This window comes from Spiroplasma endosymbiont of Phycita roborella (assembly GCF_964031195.1).
In the GTDB taxonomy this organism is placed as follows: Bacteria; Bacillota_I; Bacilli_A; order Mycoplasmatales; family VBWQ01; genus Spiroplasma_E; species Spiroplasma_E ixodetis_A.
Genome location: NZ_CAXIQJ010000004.1, coordinates 565639 through 583597, shown reverse-complemented (window position 1 = coordinate 583597; position 17959 = coordinate 565639). Strand labels below are relative to the sequence as shown.

General features: G+C 23.4%; 18 protein-coding genes and 4 tRNA genes. 10 read left to right on the top strand and 12 right to left on the bottom strand.

Translation table 4 applies throughout. The features are described from left to right. Positions 1-10: 10 nt before the first annotated feature. The gene (locus AAHM95_RS05245) at positions 11-1171 is read right to left on the bottom strand and encodes a hypothetical protein (RefSeq protein ID WP_281748074.1); all 1161 of its coding nucleotides are present in this window, start codon (positions 1169-1171) and stop codon (positions 11-13) included. A gap of 58 nt (positions 1172-1229) precedes the next feature. Continuing rightward, on the bottom strand, positions 1230-2393 hold the full coding sequence (locus tag AAHM95_RS05240; RefSeq protein WP_342274307.1) for a hypothetical protein: 1164 nt from the start codon (positions 2391-2393) through the stop codon (positions 1230-1232). A 245-nt stretch (positions 2394-2638) separates the two neighbouring features. Between AAHM95_RS05240 and AAHM95_RS05235 the strand changes: the two genes are divergently transcribed. The 6 genes from AAHM95_RS05235 to AAHM95_RS05210 all read left to right on the top strand — a co-directional run bounded on the left by AAHM95_RS05235 (position 2639) and on the right by AAHM95_RS05210 (position 4192). After that, positions 2639-2713, top strand: a tRNA-Asn gene (locus tag AAHM95_RS05235). A gap of 24 nt (positions 2714-2737) precedes the next feature. Then, positions 2738-2812: transfer RNA gene (locus AAHM95_RS05230), tRNA-Glu, on the top strand. Positions 2813-2868: 56 nt separating this feature from the next. Then, positions 2869-2944, top strand: a tRNA-Lys gene (locus AAHM95_RS05225). 4 nt (positions 2945-2948) lie between these two features. Next, a tRNA-Leu gene (locus tag AAHM95_RS05220) sits at positions 2949-3033 on the top strand. Between the two features lie 111 nt (positions 3034-3144). Then, positions 3145-3972, top strand: coding sequence for a Cof-type HAD-IIB family hydrolase (locus AAHM95_RS05215; protein WP_342274306.1), 828 nt, complete (start codon positions 3145-3147; stop codon positions 3970-3972). 67 nt (positions 3973-4039) lie between these two features. Continuing rightward, a complete protein-coding gene (locus tag AAHM95_RS05210) occupies positions 4040-4192 on the top strand; it encodes a hypothetical protein (protein WP_281749279.1) in 153 nt (50 codons plus the stop codon). A 162-nt stretch (positions 4193-4354) separates the two neighbouring features. On the opposite strand, the gene AAHM95_RS05205 is transcribed toward AAHM95_RS05210, so the two are convergent. The 5 genes from AAHM95_RS05205 to AAHM95_RS05185 all read right to left on the bottom strand — a co-directional run bounded on the left by AAHM95_RS05205 (position 4355) and on the right by AAHM95_RS05185 (position 8789). After that, the gene (locus AAHM95_RS05205) at positions 4355-4510 is read right to left on the bottom strand and encodes a hypothetical protein (RefSeq protein WP_174480153.1); all 156 of its coding nucleotides are present in this window, start codon (positions 4508-4510) and stop codon (positions 4355-4357) included. Between the two features lie 179 nt (positions 4511-4689). Beyond that, positions 4690-6987: a heavy metal translocating P-type ATPase gene (locus tag AAHM95_RS05200; RefSeq protein WP_342274305.1), complete on the bottom strand. Its 2298-nt coding sequence runs from the start codon at positions 6985-6987 to the stop codon at positions 4690-4692. A gap of 204 nt (positions 6988-7191) precedes the next feature. Next, positions 7192-7725: a hypothetical protein gene (locus AAHM95_RS05195; protein WP_342274304.1), complete on the bottom strand. Its 534-nt coding sequence runs from the start codon at positions 7723-7725 to the stop codon at positions 7192-7194. 179 nt (positions 7726-7904) lie between these two features. After that, positions 7905-8519: a ribosome biogenesis GTP-binding protein YihA/YsxC gene (gene yihA, locus AAHM95_RS05190; RefSeq protein WP_286640905.1), complete on the bottom strand. Its 615-nt coding sequence runs from the start codon at positions 8517-8519 to the stop codon at positions 7905-7907. Between the two features lie 69 nt (positions 8520-8588). Beyond that, positions 8589-8789 carry a hypothetical protein gene (locus AAHM95_RS05185; protein WP_342274303.1) on the bottom strand — a complete coding sequence of 67 codons (201 nt, stop codon included), beginning with the start codon at positions 8787-8789 and terminating at the stop codon, positions 8589-8591. A 178-nt stretch (positions 8790-8967) separates the two neighbouring features. Here AAHM95_RS05185 and AAHM95_RS05180 point away from each other — a divergent pair, with 178 nt between their 5' ends. Further along, a complete protein-coding gene (locus tag AAHM95_RS05180; protein ID WP_338960140.1) occupies positions 8968-9102 on the top strand; it encodes a hypothetical protein in 135 nt (44 codons plus the stop codon). A 69-nt stretch (positions 9103-9171) separates the two neighbouring features. After that, complete coding sequence (locus AAHM95_RS05175) at positions 9172-9801, top strand: cation-transporting P-type ATPase (protein ID WP_342274302.1); 630 nt, start codon at positions 9172-9174, stop codon at positions 9799-9801. 229 nt (positions 9802-10030) lie between these two features. Here the strand turns inward: AAHM95_RS05175 and AAHM95_RS05170 are convergent, their stop codons facing one another. Then, positions 10031-11161 (bottom strand): Mbov_0401 family ICE element transposase-like protein, encoded by a 1131-nt coding sequence (locus AAHM95_RS05170; protein WP_342274301.1) that lies wholly within the window; start codon positions 11159-11161, stop codon positions 10031-10033. Between the two features lie 298 nt (positions 11162-11459). Between AAHM95_RS05170 and AAHM95_RS05165 the strand changes: the two genes are divergently transcribed. Beyond that, positions 11460-11741 (top strand): hypothetical protein, encoded by a 282-nt coding sequence (locus AAHM95_RS05165; protein WP_281748185.1) that lies wholly within the window; start codon positions 11460-11462, stop codon positions 11739-11741. A gap of 23 nt (positions 11742-11764) precedes the next feature. Then, positions 11765-12076: a hypothetical protein gene (locus AAHM95_RS05160; protein ID WP_342274300.1), complete on the top strand. Its 312-nt coding sequence runs from the start codon at positions 11765-11767 to the stop codon at positions 12074-12076. 37 nt (positions 12077-12113) lie between these two features. Here AAHM95_RS05160 and AAHM95_RS05155 read toward each other — a convergent pair whose 3' ends face one another. The 4 genes from AAHM95_RS05155 to AAHM95_RS05140 are packed head-to-tail and all read right to left on the bottom strand — an operon-like array spanning position 12114 to position 17956. Then, positions 12114-14231, bottom strand: a complete 2118-nt coding sequence (locus AAHM95_RS05155) for a hypothetical protein (RefSeq protein ID WP_342274299.1) — start codon at positions 14229-14231, stop codon at positions 12114-12116. Next, a complete protein-coding gene (locus tag AAHM95_RS05150) occupies positions 14182-15423 on the bottom strand; it encodes a hypothetical protein (RefSeq protein WP_342274298.1) in 1242 nt (413 codons plus the stop codon). Before AAHM95_RS05150 ends, AAHM95_RS05155 begins: the two co-directional genes overlap by 50 nt. Positions 15424-15441: 18 nt before the next feature. Next, complete coding sequence (locus AAHM95_RS05145) at positions 15442-15564, bottom strand: hypothetical protein (RefSeq protein ID WP_255495889.1); 123 nt, start codon at positions 15562-15564, stop codon at positions 15442-15444. A 4-nt stretch (positions 15565-15568) separates the two neighbouring features. Continuing rightward, entirely contained in the window at positions 15569-17956 is a 2388-nt protein-coding gene (locus tag AAHM95_RS05140; RefSeq protein WP_342274297.1) for a hypothetical protein, read from the bottom strand. Positions 17957-17959 lie beyond the last annotated feature (3 nt).

Sequence of the window (17959 nt, the reverse complement as noted above, 5' to 3'; positions counted from 1 at the left end):
CATATTTTTTTTATAATTTTTTAGGCAAATCAATTCTAAAAAAATTATCTAATTTTTCTCATGCAATATTACGTTGACTTTCTTCAGTATCTATTCACTGATCAAAGGCTTCGGCAAATAAATCAAAATGTGATTCTCGGCCATATTCACTTCTCACAATACCATATGCTAAAAGCTTTTGATAAATTGGATCGTTAATTTTTGTACCATTTGCTAATGATGAAATCATATAATTAGTTTCATCAGTTATTTCTCCTTTTTCTAGATTATCTTTTAATAAATAAGATGAATTAAAATAATTATTTCATCATTTACTAGGATCATTATCTGCAAGTGAATTTATTCTTTGTTTTCCTTGAAAATTTAAACGAATAAAAGAACCTAAAGCATGACCATATTCATGAACAATTGTTCTAATAATACTTTTTGAAGCTTTATAACCACTAACATATTGCCAATATTGAGTTCTTTTACTAAGAGAATTTGGATTTATTGCCATAACTTGAACTAATGAATAATTTTGAAATTGTGAATCATAAACATAACCAGATTTAACAAAGCCAAATAAACCATTTTTATTAATTTTAGCTACTCGATATAAAAGTTTAAGAACATTTTTTTTGCCATAAATTTGTGCAAATATATTATAAAATCGAACTAATTTATCTTTTATCTCTGCTTTTTCAGTAGCATTTATTGTAGATGAATTAATTAATGTATCCCAATTAACATTTGTATAAGTTTTGCCAAGATTAGTAGTATTAATTTGATTTTGTAAATCAGAAAAGTCTGTAAAATTACTCTTATTATTTGCTAACAAGTTAAATTCATTAATCGACTCTTTTTTTGCCTGATATTGAATTTTTTCTTCTAAATTAGTAACAAAGTTTAATTTTTTACTAGTTTTACTAAATCAATTTTGCGAATTTTTTAAATATCATTGTTTTAAACTAGCCACATCTTCGCCTTCAAAAAAATTTATGCGATCACTTACTACTTTATTAATTCTCTTATTGATATCAGGAACAATATAATTACCAGAAATATCTTGCTCATTTTCATCAGCAAAATCATAATCATTATTAGTACAACCTCACCTACAAGCAATAACATTTATTGTTGTTGCACTAACCAAAATATAATTTAAAAAAAATCTAATTATTTTTCTCATAACTTTATCTCCTGAATCTATATTTAAATAATTAGGGATTTATATTAATTTAATTATGTTATCATGAAATATTTAACTTATAATAAGGGACTTCTGTATAACTTTCTGATACTTTTGTTGAAAAAGCAAATATTTTTGATCCTGGTTTAGGAGTTATTTTTGCAGTTTTTAATTTTTTATTAAAACCCTCAATAAGAAATTCATTATATAAAATATCTTTATACTTATCAGCAAATTTTTTACCAAGTGTTTTTACTACAACATCATAAAATAATTTATTTTTATTATTTTCTGTATATAATCCTTCTAACTTAATATCAATTTCTTCATCATTTTTTGGTTGTTTACCTTGGTAGTTAATAAAAACTCGATTATTTTCTGTTGGTAATGGTAAAAAGTTTGCTTTAAATGATGAATAATTCATAATATTTTCAATTGCAAAACTAAATTCAATCTTTCCTTCATTATTAAAATTGCGAAAACTTAACTCATATATTTTTAATGCTGAACTAGTTAAAGCAAATGTAATCTCATTTTCATAAAATTTTATTAATTTATTACGATTTCCTAAATATTCCATAACTGTTGCAAATCTCCCAAATTGACTTGTTGGATGTAAGAATGTGCTTTTTTCATACATATCAGTATTAAAATAAATTTTTCCAAGATTTTGTTCATAAAAAATATCCGAAAATTCTACTGGCTTATTTAAAATATCTATTTTCCCTTGAAAGTGACTATTACTTTTTGCTATTAAAGAAATATTTTTATTATCTTGATTAATTAGTACATCTAAATCATTATTAGAAAACTTAGTACCATTCATAATATTAATTGCTTCTAAAATTAAATCTTTATCAACTATTCCGTTTTTTTCAAAACTTTTACTATAAGGCAATGCTTTTTTAGTTATTATTTGACTAATATCATTACTTAGTCAAAGCAAATTAACCTCTTTAACTAAAAAAGGTAAATCTGTTGTATCTGGTATATAACGAATAATAGCCTTTGTCATTCCATCTAACATATCAACATCAATATTATCAGTATTCATTTTTTCTTTTCTTAATTCACTTTTCAAACTAAATGAATTAGGAATTATAGTATAAGTTTCTTTAATACTATTATTTATTTTGCTTAGATTCGTACTTAATACATTTCCAAAAGTTCCTACAGTTGTTCCAAATGTTAAAAAACTTAATGTTGCTAATAATAACTTCATAAATTAAAACCTCTTTATATTGATAATGTAATTCTACATGATTTCTATGTTTACTTCTTTCTAATTATTTTTACCATTAATAGTATTCATTATTACAAATAATACTTAAGTTATTATTATATTTAATTTAAAAAAATGATTAATAAAGCATATACATTGCCGTAATCAAGAAAAAAATAAAAAAAACTTTATTAGTTATTGCAAATTATACTTTTCTTCAATATAATAATTAAGGTTTAGTAAATGCCCGGTTAGCTCAGCGGCAGAGCATTCGACTGTTAATCGAAGTGTCATAGGTTCAAATCCTATACTGGGCGCCATTATTCTAAACTCTTGTTTTCTACGGCTCGTTGGTGAATTGGTAAACACATAGGATTTTCATTCCTACATTACGGGTTCGATCCCCGTACGAGTCACCATTAATTAATATTTAGACTGCAAGTATTATAATTACTTGTTTTTTATTCCCCTAGATGTCTCGTTAGCTCAATTGGCAGAGCATCAGACTCTTAATCTGAGGGTTGTAGGTTCGAGGCCTATACGGGACACCAAAATGCGGAATTGGCGAAACTGGCAGACGCACCAGATTTAGGCTCTGGCGCCGAAAGGCATGAGGGTTCAAGTCCCTTGTTCCGCACCATACATTATTTTGTTAACCTTTATGTTTTTCATTAAAGGTTTTTTTCTTTTTTAACATTTTTATATAATAAAAAATTAAAATAATAGAAAAAAAGAAAGTAGGAAATGATTGATGGTAAAAATAATTTTTACTGATGTAGATGGTACTTTATTTGATAGTGGCAGTGCCTTAAGTGAAATTAATCTTAATGCTTGTTTAAAAGCTCAAAAAAATAATATTAAAGTTGTAATTAATACAGGTAGATATGGTGAAAATGCTATTCGTGTTGGTAAAATGATTAATGCTGAAAAATATGATGGTTATATTATTGGTAATGATGGTGCTGAAATTTGATCATATACTAAACAAAAATGAATTTATTTACAACAATTAAATTCAGAAATAACAATTAAACTTTATGAATGATTAACCAAATATAATAAACAAATGATTTTACATTTTAATAGTATTGATACTTTGTATGTTAACCATGCGGCTAATAGTTGAAGTACATGAGTTGAAAATCTGCAAATTAAAATTATTAAGTTAACTAATAGTACTGATATTAAAATGCCAATCTCAAAAGTAATGGTTATTTTAGAAAAATATTGAAAGGCTAATGAAATTACAAAATTCATTAATAGTTTTGAAACTAACTTTCCAGATTTAACAATTGTTCAATATCATACAAATGTTTTTTCAATTGGTAATAAAAACATTAATAAAGGTTCGGCACTACAATGATTATGTAATCATTTAAATATTGACACTAAAGATGCATTAACGATTGGTGATGAATTTAATGATTTACCAATGTTTGAAGTATCTGGTCATCCAATAGTAATGGAAAATGCTAATATTGCTTTAAAACCATATGGTAAAACTATTGCTCCAAATAATGATGAGCATGGAGTTGGATACATTATTAATAATTATGTTTTTAAAAATATACTCTTATAGTTTATTAACACACTAATAATTAAAATATATTATAATAATATAAGAAAAGTGAAAGGAGAAGGAAAATATGGCAGCAAAAAAACCTACTGTTTTTAATATTTTTATGAAAACTACATTGCCAAAGGTTAAAGCAGAACACCCAGAATTAAAACACACTGAGGCTTTTGGAAAAGCAGCAGCATTATGAGCTAATGCTGAAGAAAATCCCAAAAACAAATAGATAGACAGATAATTGCTTAAAAGAGTCAGATTTAAAATCTGACTCTTTTAAATATAAAAAAATATTGAAATTTTAAAAAAACACTAAAATTGCTATACAAATCAACAATGATAAAGTATAATCAAAATACTTACCTAGTAGGGTTATAGAGAAAGGTAAGTTTTATATTTTTGATAAACTTCATTTATTTTGACTTGTAGATGGTTTATCAATATCTTCTAAATTAATTGTTTCTCAATCATTATTTTCTCTTTCTTTTACTAATAGAGAAAGTTTGTTCTTATAATCATCAATTATCAGTTGATTAATTCTAATCAACTTTTCATCAGGCTTTGGTTCAACATTATTTTTTTTCTTCTATAATACCTATCATTTTTTGTAAAATAGATATCTTTTGATCAAGCTCTGCTTTTTTTTCTTCATTTTGTCTAGCCATTTAAATTCCCCCTTTTAAAAAATTAAAGTACTTTTTTATTTATTATTAATTTATATATTATCTAATATTTATATTTTCTTCATTTAAAAATTAATGAATTTCCAACAACAGTTATATCAGAAAGAGCCATTGCAATTGCAGCCAACGGTGGAATAATAAATCCGGCAGCAGCTAATGGAATAATGATAATATTATAACTAAATGCTCAAATAAAATTCATTCAAATATTATTTTTAGTTTTTTTAGTTAAAACAATAGCCTTATAAACAATACTAATATCATTATCAAGAATAGTAATATCACCAATTTTTTTAGCAATATCACTACCAGAGCCCATTGCAATTGCTAAATCAGATTGTTCTAAGGCAATAACATCATTAATACCATCACCAACAAACGCTACTTTTTTACCTTTTGCTTGTAAATCAGCAACAATTTGTGATTTACCTTGTGGTGTAACATTAGCAAAGGATGTTTCTATCCCAACACGATTAGCAATAGCAAGTGTTTGTGATTCATTATCACCACTAATTAAAATAACCTCAATTCCTTGTTTTTTAACTTTTTCAATTGTTAATAATGCATTTGTTTGTAATTCATCTTCTAAAATAAAAATATTAGTAACAACTTTATTAATTGCCAATGCCAATACTTTCTGGCTAGGAGTAACTGTTTCAAAGTCAAATGTTTTTAGAAATGGACTAAATGGCATTTTTGCTTTTTGTAAATTTTCAAGTGATGAAATTTGTAATTCTTCAGTTTGATATTTTGCTTTAATACCAAAACCAATTTGTTCTTTAACCTCGGTAATTGTCAATGATTGTCCAACATTATTAGTATTAGAATATAAAGAAAAAGCTAAAGCCAAAGGATGTGTTGAATGCTTTTCCATAGCAATTGCCTTATTAACATGTTTTTCTTGACCATAAATTTTAGTAATAACCAAATTACCAGTAGTTAATGTTCCTGTTTTATCAAAACAAATGGTATCAATCTTAGTAATTTTTTCAAAAGCACTAGCCTTATTATAAATGATTCCTATTTTTGCTGCTTTATTAATTCCAACAGCAACTGCTAATGGTGTTGCAATTCCTAATGCACAAGGACAAGCAATTATTAAAGTTGCAATTGCAATTTCTAATGATTCTTGCACACCATTACCTACTGCAAAATAACGAATAAGAAAAACTAAAATGGCAATTAAAATAACAGTTGGTGTAAATCACCCAGAGATTTTATCAGCCAATTTTTGTAATTTTGGTTTCTGAGATTGTGCATCTTCAACTGCCTTAATAATACTTGCTAATACTGTGTCTTTACCAATTTTAGTTGCTTTCATCCTAAAACTATCACCAACATTATTAGTTCCACCAATTAAATTTTGGTTAACTTGTTTCGTAATAACTTGCAATTCACCAGTTAACATTGATTCATTAATAAATGCTTCTTCACTAATTAATTGACCATCAGTAGGAATATTTTCACCTTTTCGAATAATTAAAATATCATTTAATTGTACATCTTCAATATTAATAAAAGTTTCTGTTTTGGTATTATAATCATATTTTAAGATTGATTTTGGCTTTAATGACATTAAACTTTCTAAGCCACTAGTAGCCCTTTTCTGTGCAACAGCACTAATTAAATCACCAAGTAAAACAATCATAATAATTGAAGCACTAACTTCAAAATATAAGTGTTCGGTTTTATTAATTATCATTAAATAAATAGAAAAAATAAATGCCGTTGTTGTTCCTAGTGCTACTAAAGTATGCATACCAGGTCATTTTTGTTTAATTAATTCTCGATAAATACCAATATAAAATTTACGACCAAAATAAAATTGAATTGGAATTGCTAGTGCAAATTGAACATAAGGATTACGTAAACTATCAAAAAATGAAGTATTAGGTATCATAATTAATAATAATGGTAGTAACAATATTCAACCAATAATAAGTTCAATTAAATCACGTAATTTAACATTATGTTGATGATTATGATGTTGTTCTGACATATGAGATTGATGTTGTTCACTACTATGACTATGACTACTATGATCATCTGTAATATCTTTCATATCAACTTGGTGACTCGTTTTTATATCTTTAATCTCAGTTTCAAACTTACAAATTTCATATCCTAAATGATGCATTGCTTTTTTAATTTTTTTTTCATTTCAAAACTTAGGATCATAACTAAATTGTGCTTTTTTAGTAGCAAAATTGATACTAACAGTAATACCATCTTCTTTAGTAAAATGTCTTTCGATAACACTAGCACAAGAGGTACATGAAACATCTGACAGTACTGCTCTACTAATAACAAAATTATCATTTATATCACTTGTATTATTCATATTAACTTCATCTCCTCAAATTTTAATATTTTAATCTTTTTTATTATTTTTTAACACACAATATATACAAAAATAAATTATACACATTTTAATGTTAAAAAATATTAAAAACACTAAATCCCCAATCATGTTATTGGGGATTTATTACCTTAAAAAGTAATATATTTATATTATAACATAGACTACCTTAAATCTAAAATTTCATTATAAACTGGCCATTTTCTTTGATTCTATTTTTACTTCAATTTGTGAATCTATATTATTTATAGCGGTTTTTTTATCTGCAAACTTATCATTGTCAACTTCAATTTGTCTTCTTTGTTTTTCATCAAATTTTTTTGCTGCATCTATGCCAAAAATAATAGCACCACCAACAGCAGCAATACCAGCACCAACAGGAATAAAAACAGGTGTTATTACAGCATTGGCAATCCCACCAATAGCAGCAGCACTAGTAGCAGCAGTTATAATATCAGTTTCTAATTGTTCTTCAGAACGGTTACTAACAGCACTGACACCACCCGCAACAGTAGCAGCAACTAAACCGCTCATTTGAGCAATAGGATTAATATACAAAGCACCAACAGCAGCACCAGTAGCAACACCTTTAGTCACTTTTATAATTTTTGCGGTTGTTCGATGTTTTGTTTTAAATTCTTTTCATTTTGTAGGTTTTTGTTCTACATTTTCTTCTGATTTTGCTTCAAGATTTTGTAAAATTTCATTTTTTATAGGCATTTCTTTTAATCTTCCTTTCAAATAAAAACTCATTTATTTTTATCAAAATAATGAGTTAAAAACTTATATTAAGTTTAATTATTATTATATTCTATTCTATACTGAATATTGATATTTTTAATAAATATATACATATTAAACAACTTTTATCTTTTTTTATAGCAACAAATATTATACTATTAAGTTTCTACTTCAACTTCATTAGTATTAACATCATCTGCTAATTTACTAATTACTAAATCAATTCCTTGTTTACTAATACTAGAAAATAAAATAATAGGAGTATTAGTGCTAAGTTTTAAAGTTGATAATATTAATTTTTTATTTTTTACTAATTGACTATTTTTCACTTTATCAACTTTAGTAGCAATTAAATGAATTTTTAAATGATAATGTTGTAAATATTCCAACATATCAATATCATCTTTACTGGGTGCATGTCTTAAATCTAATAATAAAAAAACTGCTTTTAAATTTTTTCGTGACTGAAAATATTCATCCATCATTGTCGCAAATTGGATTTTTTTTTCATTTGATACTTTAGCAAAACCATAGCCAGGAACATCAACAAAGCGACAAATATTATTATTAATTGTAAAAAAATTTAGCATTTGTGTTTTACCAGGTGTTTGTGAAACTCTAGCTAACTTACCATTATTACAAATTGTATTTAAAAATGTTGATTTACCAACATTACTGCGACCAACAAAACAAAATTCAGGAATTTCATCCTGCGGCCATTGTTCTTCTTTAATAGCACTAGTTAAAAATTGTGCTTGCTTAATTCGTTCCATTTTTTACCTCTTATTCAAAAATATATTATAGTTAATAGTTAAGATTTAAACTAATTATTATTTATTATTTTAATTTTTATTAATATTAATAAAATTAGTAAAATGAATATTATCTAATGGCCATATACCAAAACCAAAAAATAATGCAGCCAAAATGATACCACCAACAATAATACAAATAGCAAGTCATTTTATAATTTTAAATAATAACATAAAACTAATAATAGCAATATCTATTATAATAATACCAACTATTACAAATGTATTCATGTTTACCTCCTATTATTTTAATTATTAAAGTAACACGTAACATTAATTAATAATAACATAAAATAAATTCGAATATTTTATAGTAATCATCTTTTTCTTAAAATTATATAAATTAAAAAAAGTTATCTTTTTAAAGAGAAACATGTTAAAATGTCAAAGGATAAAGGAGAGTGATATCATGACTGACAGCGATTCCGTTTATAATAAGAAAAATAATACTAATTTAAAAATTAGTAATTTTAAAAGTGTACTTTTAAATAAAGATTCAGTTAAATATTCTCCTGGTATTTTTACTAAAAAAATATTTTTTTAGCGTGTTAATAAATTTCTAAATCCTTATTTAAAAGTCTTAAAATAAGAAAAATAAGGAGGTAAAGAAATTATGAAGATTTTTTTAAACAAAATTTATTTTAAATTACAATTTAGTTTTAAAAAACCATTAGTTTACACAAATGGTGATTATATTAAACAAATTGCACATTTTAACCAAAAACAATTACTAAAAAATTTAGATTTACATAATTTTGGTCTTAAAACAGACCAAATTGAAATAAGAAGAAAAAAATATGGTATTAATACTTTAAAAAATACAAAATTTAATTGAATTTTAGAATTTTTAAAAGCATATTTTGGACCATTCAATATAATTTTAGCAATTATTACTATCTATAATTTATTCTCATATTTTACAACAAATGATACTTCAATTTATTCATTGGTTGCCGCTATTATTGTTGGAACTATGATTTTATTAAGTGGAACCCTAATTTACATTCAATCAATACGAGCTTTTTTTATTACTAAACATTTAACAATTTTGGTCAAAAATACAACTACTGTTATTCGTAATATAAACATTAATCAAATTACTAAAGAAAACTCAATTAAAATAATTAAACAAGCACAAGAAATAAATGTTAATGAATTATTACCAGGTGATTTAATTTTATTGGGCGGTTGTCAAAGTTACGAAATAATTAAGGGAGATTGTCAAAAATCCGGAATAAATTAAATCTATATAGTCTTATTATATTTCAGACAAGAAATAATTTGGATTTTTATGAAATTGTACATTCATCTTACTATTTTTTAAAAGATATTTCAACTAAAATACTTATTTTTAAAAATTACTAAAAAATTAAAAAATAAATTTAATATTTATACACAACAAAAATTCTTATTAAAACATATTTAATAAGTTTTATTTTATTTTGATTTTTTAAAAAAAGTAAAATTTTAACTTATAATAATTGTATCTCTGTATTTATTTTATTACATTTAAAAATAACCATTTTAATATAAATTGAAATATTATAAGTTCTATTACCAAGCATTTCTTTTAAAACGTGTCAAATATTAGTTTCAGTAAAGCAACCAATATTTCACTTTGCACTTTGATTTTCAATACCTTGTTTATTATTTTTAAAATATTTTTTCTTTAATTTTTTATGATTATCTAATTCTTTATATAAAAAATCAATTAATTGTTCATATTGACCATTATTAATTAAATTTTTACAGTGATTATATTCTTTTAAATATTTTCCTTTATTGCCAGCCATTATTCCAAGATATAATGTTCTAATTAAATGAAATTTATCTAAAACAAACTGGGCACCTAAATAATCAGCAATTTCTTTAATTCATCCTGCACTATCACCACAAATAATAATTTTTGCTTGTTCAATATTTTCATAAAATTTTTGACAATGTTCTTTAACAAATTCAGCAGTTTTTTTAACACCAATTGCTGTTCTTGTTGGTCTTATAATTGCTTTTACTCTTTTGTTTTGTACTTTATGATTAATATTATCTGTATATGTTACTATTAATCGCATAGAATGTTTTGTACCTTTACGTTTAAAATTTCAAAATTTTCGGTGACCATCATCAATAGCAACAAAAACAGGTTGATTTTTTTCTAATTTTACTTTTACTGGATTTGCTTCAATTACTTCTAAATTTTTAAAAACTCTATGAACAGTACTAACACTAATACCTGCTTTTTTACAAATAGCACAAATATCATGGTATCTTTTTCCATCAGCAAAATATTCAATAATAGTTTGTTCAATATCTTCACCAATTCTTTTATACTTAGGTAATTGTAGTCATTCATCAACTAAACAAATACGAACTAATTTTTGTAATTTTTCATCAAAATATTCATAAATTCTTCTTTTATAAGTTACTAATCCATACATTGTTTTTCTTGTTCGATATTGATAATCAACAATTTTATATTTCTTTTTATCTCTTGTATTTTTTATTCTTCAATCTCATTTTTCTCATTTTTTTGTTATATGTTCTAAAACTAATTTATCAATTTTTGCATTTTGTTCTCTAAAATTTCATTTATAATTAAAATTCAAATTTATTTCTCCTAACTATTTTAAAAAAATCTAAATTTATTGTAAATATATTTAAAAAATTAATTTACTTAATTATTATATAAATATATAAGTGTAATTTTAAATAAAATAAAAAATATTTTAAAAAATACTTTCATATTTAAAATATAATAAATAATTTCAATATCATTAATAGTATAGGTCTCATAAAATAAACGCCTTTAATTTAGGCGTTATTTTGCGTTTAAAAGAATACTTGTAAAAATAATCAAAAATAGTACAATTTATAAGTAAAATTAAGGAAAAAGGAGAATAAATTATGATTAACAAAGAAAAAGAAAAAGAATTTTGAAAAAAATATGAACAGCATATCAAAGATAATAAATGTCAGTTTGTAATGTCAAAATTTTGTAATAGACCTGCTAACAGAAATTGTATAATGTGTGATTATCCTGCTTGTGCCTATTGTTTTAGATTAAAGATGAATGATAGATATTCACGTTTTTGTTTTAATTGTTTAAAAGATACTTTTGAAGAAGAAGATATTGAAAAGTTCATGGATATGCTTTTAACAGACAACAATACAAAAAACTTACATTAATAGTAAAAAAAGGAGTAATTAAAATGCAAGATAGTAAAGAAATATTAAAAAATATACAAAATGAAGTTGAACAACAACAAGAAAAAATAAACTCTAAAATAAAAAAATGAATAAAAAGAAATTTCTATAAAATAACAACTATTATAGCATTAATTTTTGCATGTATTGCGTTAGGTTTTGCATGTAAAGATGGAAGACAAAAATTAAGTTTTTATTTAAAACCAGACCATACAGCAGTCTGGGGGGGGCAACTATATGAGAACATAAAGATAAAAATGATAAAAATATGTTTTTTTTATATTTTTCCAATAATAAGGTTAGTGAAGAAGATATAAAATGAGACGGGATATATCCTAATGGTTATTTTAGAAATTAAATTTCAATATTAATATAAGATAATGTTTCATCATTAGAATTAAATAATGAAATATTATTAATATTAACTATTTGATTATTAGTTTCTAAAACTAAATCATAATTACCAATACTAAAAGTTCCTGAGATTTCTAGTTTATATAAATTAGAAATTTCTTTTTCTATGTTAAATTTTACTTCATTACTAAAATAATCTTTTTGTACAAAATTAAATCAATCTCAACTTGAAAAGTATTGTTTTTCACTATTAAATAATTTTAATAATCCTAAAACATTATTAGTTATACCTTTAACCATATATTTTCCATATTCACCATTACTTAAGCTCATATCTTGTGGTAACAATGATGGTATATTATTACTTTCTAATTCATTAGTTAAAGATAATCAATTAAATTGATTGTTACTTAGTTTAAATCATTCATTTTGGCTAATATTTTTATTTTTAACTTGAATATTATTAGGGTCAGTAAAATCAAAATATTCTGATTTTAAAACAACATAAACATTTTCAAAATTTCATCTATCATGTGTTGATTTTCTCGTTGGTTTAGATTTTAATTCAAAATAATAGGGTAATAATAGTTTATAATCATCATCTAAACCTTTATTTATTGATAAATAAGAAAGTATGTAATTTGATAACATCATTATAACTTGTTTAAAAACTTTAATTTTTGGATGATTAATAAAGTCAGGATTATCTATTTTTCATTGTTCAAATAAATTATTAATTACATCATGTGGTTTTTGATTTTCGAATTCATTTCTTAAAATTGTAATATCTGGTGCTTTATCTTTATCTAATTTTTCATCATATTTTGGGTCATAACCTTTAAAATTCGATTGATAATTATAAGTATAACCTAGCATATCCATTAATAGTTTTCCTAATGTTGTAAGTGGTTTAACCTTATCATAAGTTAATAATACACTATCAATATTATTAATTCTTCAATTTGCTTGTACTTTTCTACTTTGTGAAACTATTACACCAGTTGTTTTACTTGTTGCTACTCCAACTTTATCAAACCCACTATCAAAATCATAATATGATCATATATAATCACATTTATTTTCTTTGGAAAACACAAAATATTGTTCTTTTTGAATATTATCTATTTTTTGGTCTTCGTTTGTAGTTATAGTTTCAACATTTTTTAATTCAATTTTTTTAACATGTTTAAATTCTTGTGATGGTGGATTGGGTATAATTTCACCAATATCTAAATATTCCAAAATAGAATTTTGAGTAATAAAATTTTTAGCAATTTCTCATTGTAAAATTTGGTCACTAAATCATTGTTGTAAAATATTAACTTTTGGTTGAGTTTGAATTGGTAAAGCATATAATGGAAATAATTGGTTATCATCAGCAATTAATAAATTTGGTGATACTTTTAATCCATCAATTTCACCATTTACTTTTATATTACCAAATAACATTGTTTTAGGAAATTTTAAAGTTATACTTTTAACTTTGGTATCTTTATCTAATGGTTTTTGTAATTTAATAATAATTGGATAACCATCTCTTGTTTTAAAATCTTTAATTTTAATAATAGTTATACTTTTAGTACTTCTTGTTTTTGGATTTTGATAAGGTTGTGAATAGTTATTAATGATATATAAATTATCAATATTATTTTCAGTTAAAGTTTCATTTATACTAACTGCATATAATTTAAATTGATTTAATAAATTTATTTCTTGAAAAATTAAATTTTTAATATCAGTCATACTATATTCAATTGTATTGTCATTAATATTAGTACTTGCTCTTTGATTTAATTGCATAGTAAAATCAGATGTTTCAACAGCAGTAGTTTTTAATACTTTATCAATATCAATAAAACCTATTTTAATAGTATTTGCTGAAAATTTTAAAGTATTATTTTCATTATTTTTAAATAAACGTTCAATTTCATAAATATAAATTGTTCTTTTTTTAAATTCATCATATGCTCTATTAATATCAGGGTCACTAGTAGCACTCATCATATTAGTAAAGTCATAAGGAATATTATCAATTAAATAATCATTTTCTATTTCTGCTTGATTAAGTTTAGTTTGTTTCTGTGGAAACTTCGTTTGTGGTTTGTTGTTGTTTTCCATTGTTCTCTCCTATTAATTGGTTATTTTCGGGATTAAATAATTTTAATTTAACTGTTAAATTATTAATTTCTTGTTCATCATTAATATTAAAGGTTTTACTATTTAATAAGTCTTTATCTAAACGTACTAATATTTGAATAAATTTAAGAATATCAATATTAAATTGTCATAACTTTTGTTCAATATAATTAATAGTTGAAATATTTACAGCTGTACTTTCGGGTACTGATTGTTGTGCAGATTTCTTTTGACTTGGAATATGAATACCACAACGTTTAAATATTTCATTAACATTTCAATCGTATATATCAGTTAAATTTTTACCTTTAAAATTACTATTTGTCATATTAATATTTTCATTTTGTTCATTATTATCTCCACCACTTTTAAATATGTAGTTTTTAGTAACCAAAGTTCTTACTGCTTCTTCTAATGCTGATTGAACATTACCATAAGTTTGACTAAATATAAATTTAGGTGAATTTAAAATGGTATCTAAAACAATTTGTTCATAAATAACGTCTAATGCTTTAATTTTATCCATTACTTTATTACAATCTGCTAATTCATTTGCTTTATTTCGCATAATTGCTATTGGTATATAGTTAATATTTAGTGTTTGTTCTTGTGCTAAATTAGGGTTATTACTATATGTTCTGAAATCTAATGGAAATTGTTTTTTATTATCACTAATACTATAAATAGCACGATTAATAGTTACTTGTTCATTATTTAATGTATAAACTTCAAATAATCTTACAGTTTGTGCATTTTCTTGATAACTATCATAAAAAATAGTACATTGAATTAATTTACCAGTAATATCATAAACTCTTTGTTGTATATCTACTACTTGAAAATATAAGTCATCATTAGCAATAAAAATTAAATAACCACTAATTCCTAATTTACTTAATTTAAAAATAGAATTTCAATTTTTTCTATAAAACTCTTGTTTAATTAAATATTGTTTAATAGTTTCATTATTAATGTCTAATGGAGCATTATATAAATTAGCATTATTTTCTGCTACAAAATCAGTAAAATAAGTTTCATGATTAAAATCATTAAAACCAAAATAATTTAAAATAGAAGCATGAGTACTTTTATTTTTATTAGTTAAAAATTTTACTTTTTCATTTTGATTATCACTAATATTACTTTTATCTTTTCTAAAAAATCTACCTAACATAATATTCACCACCTTTCTTTAAAATATTTGATTAATTTTTAATACAATTTTTACAATAATAAATATAATTAAACCAGCAACAGCAGAAGATAATAAAACTCCAATTAAACCTAAAATAATTTTTATAATTTTAAAAAACATAATCTTATTCCTGTAATTCTTCTAATTTTCATGTATTACCTTTATAACTACCTTTAAGAGAGTAAATAGTAATAAATTTTGCACCATTGACTGATAAAACTAATACATTACTATTATTGTTAAAAACTTCTATTTCTACACCTGCTATTCTATTATCAGTTATAATAAATTCTTGAATAGCATAAACTGGATTATATATATTTCAAGAATAATAAACTCTATAATGTTTATTCTCTTGAAAATCATAAGTAATTTGTCAATTATCTCATTGATTTTTCTCTCTTGTTCCTACTTCTTTTCAATTTGAACCACTTGGACTTGGTGTTGGAGGAATATCTTTTAATTCAATATCTCAAATATTTTCTTCTATTTTATTAGTTACTAAACTTTTTGAATTAATTTTAAAAGATTTAAAATTTTTATTTAATTCATTAATAGCATCTATAATAGTTTTATAAAAAGTTTCTAATTGTGGTATATTTTTATTTTGTAAAATTCTTACAATACCATCTGCTTTTAAATGAATTTTATTACCTAATTCTTTTGTATTTGTTGTATTTGTTCCATAAAATTCATTTTCATCAAAAAGAGTATTTGCAAGATAAAAAGCATTAGTAAGTAAATCAATAATATTTTCTTTTTGTGCTTTATCTTTAAATATTTTATTTTCTAAATCATTAATTTTATCTTGTTTATTTTTTAAACTTTCATTAATTCATTTTTTAATAAATTTAGTTGGTGGTATTTCTCAATCACCAGTATATTGTCCTAATGGTGTACCAACATATTTAATAATTGTATAAGTAGTATCCTCTATAATAGTTTTTAATTTATCTTGTTTTTTATCAATATTACTTTTATTTTCATTAATAGCACCAACAACTGTTTTATTAGTAGTTTCTAAATTAGGAATTTCAGTACCAATAGTATTAATACCAAAAGCATATTTAAATTGGTCTTTATCAATTTTATCTTCTAATTTTTTATCTACTTCTTCTTTTTTATAATAATCTGATAAATCTGAACTTCCACCAATAGCACTAATTTTATTATCTTTATCAATAGTAATATTTTCACCAGCAATTAATTTATTTTGTTTTTTATCTAATAAATTATTAGTTTCTATTTTTGTATAATAATCACGTTCAGTACCTTCTTCTGCTATAAACTCAGTTGGTGTTCCTTTTCCTATATATCGATATAATGTAACAGAACCCGCTTGGTAATTAATATCATTAGAAACCACGGTAATATCATTTCATTCCTTAGTGAATAATAATTGTACTTTAACATTGTCCTTTATAATTAACTCATCTAACTTAATACTTGTTTGTGTTGTTCTGTTAATATCACCGCCTAAATTAAATATAGTTTTTTTATCACTATATATATAATTATCAGTAGGAGTACTAGGGGGTTGATAAATATAACCTCATATTGCTAAATATGTTTTACCAAATTCATTACTTGGAATAAAAGAAGATACTTTTTTTCATAATGGACTAGTTTCAATATTAAATCAATTATTTTTAACATCATTAATATTTTCATTTGCTTTAATTAATTCAGTATTTAATTTGTTAATTTCATTTTCATTAGTAGTAATTCGTTTTTGTTGTTTAGCAGAAAAATCACATGTTGGTGCATGAGTAAAATCACCAACTTGTGGATTATTTTGTAATGCTTCAGGTGGTAATGTTCCAATTTCATCAGGTCAATCTAAAATCATTGTTTCAGTTTCTTTATCATAATCTGTTGCAACATAACCTTTATTAATAAATTTACTAACAGGACCTCTATATATTTCATTATCATTATCATCAACTAAATCATCATATAATTTAATTTGTTTTAATAATGTAAATTCTTTTTGTTCTTTAATTAATTCATCAACTTGATTTCTAGTATAAAATGCTTTTAAGTCAATTTTTTCAACATCTATTTCATCATCATTATAACTTGAAAATATTTGTTTTAATTCTGTTAATCTTGCTCATATTTTCATTCTACTTGGTGCTAAATCTCAAACATTAATCGTAGGAGTACTATTTGCACTAAATTGATTACCATTATTAAATTGAATAGTAGCATCAACATTAAATTCAATTGGTGTACGATTAAATACTCAATGTTCAACCATAACATAAACCATATCTCTTAATGTTTCTTTAATTAATTCATCTTTAAAACTATCAAAAGGAAATTTAGATAAAATAAAATCAAGATAAGCATTAATATCGTTTTGCGCACGTATTCCAAACGTTATAAATCAATCATTAACATTAGGTCATGTTTGTATATATTGCTGTGGCGTTTTTGTAATTTTTCCAGTTAATGGATATCAGTTATTATAATTTTCAAGACTGACATCAGTTCAAAGTTTATTAATCATAAT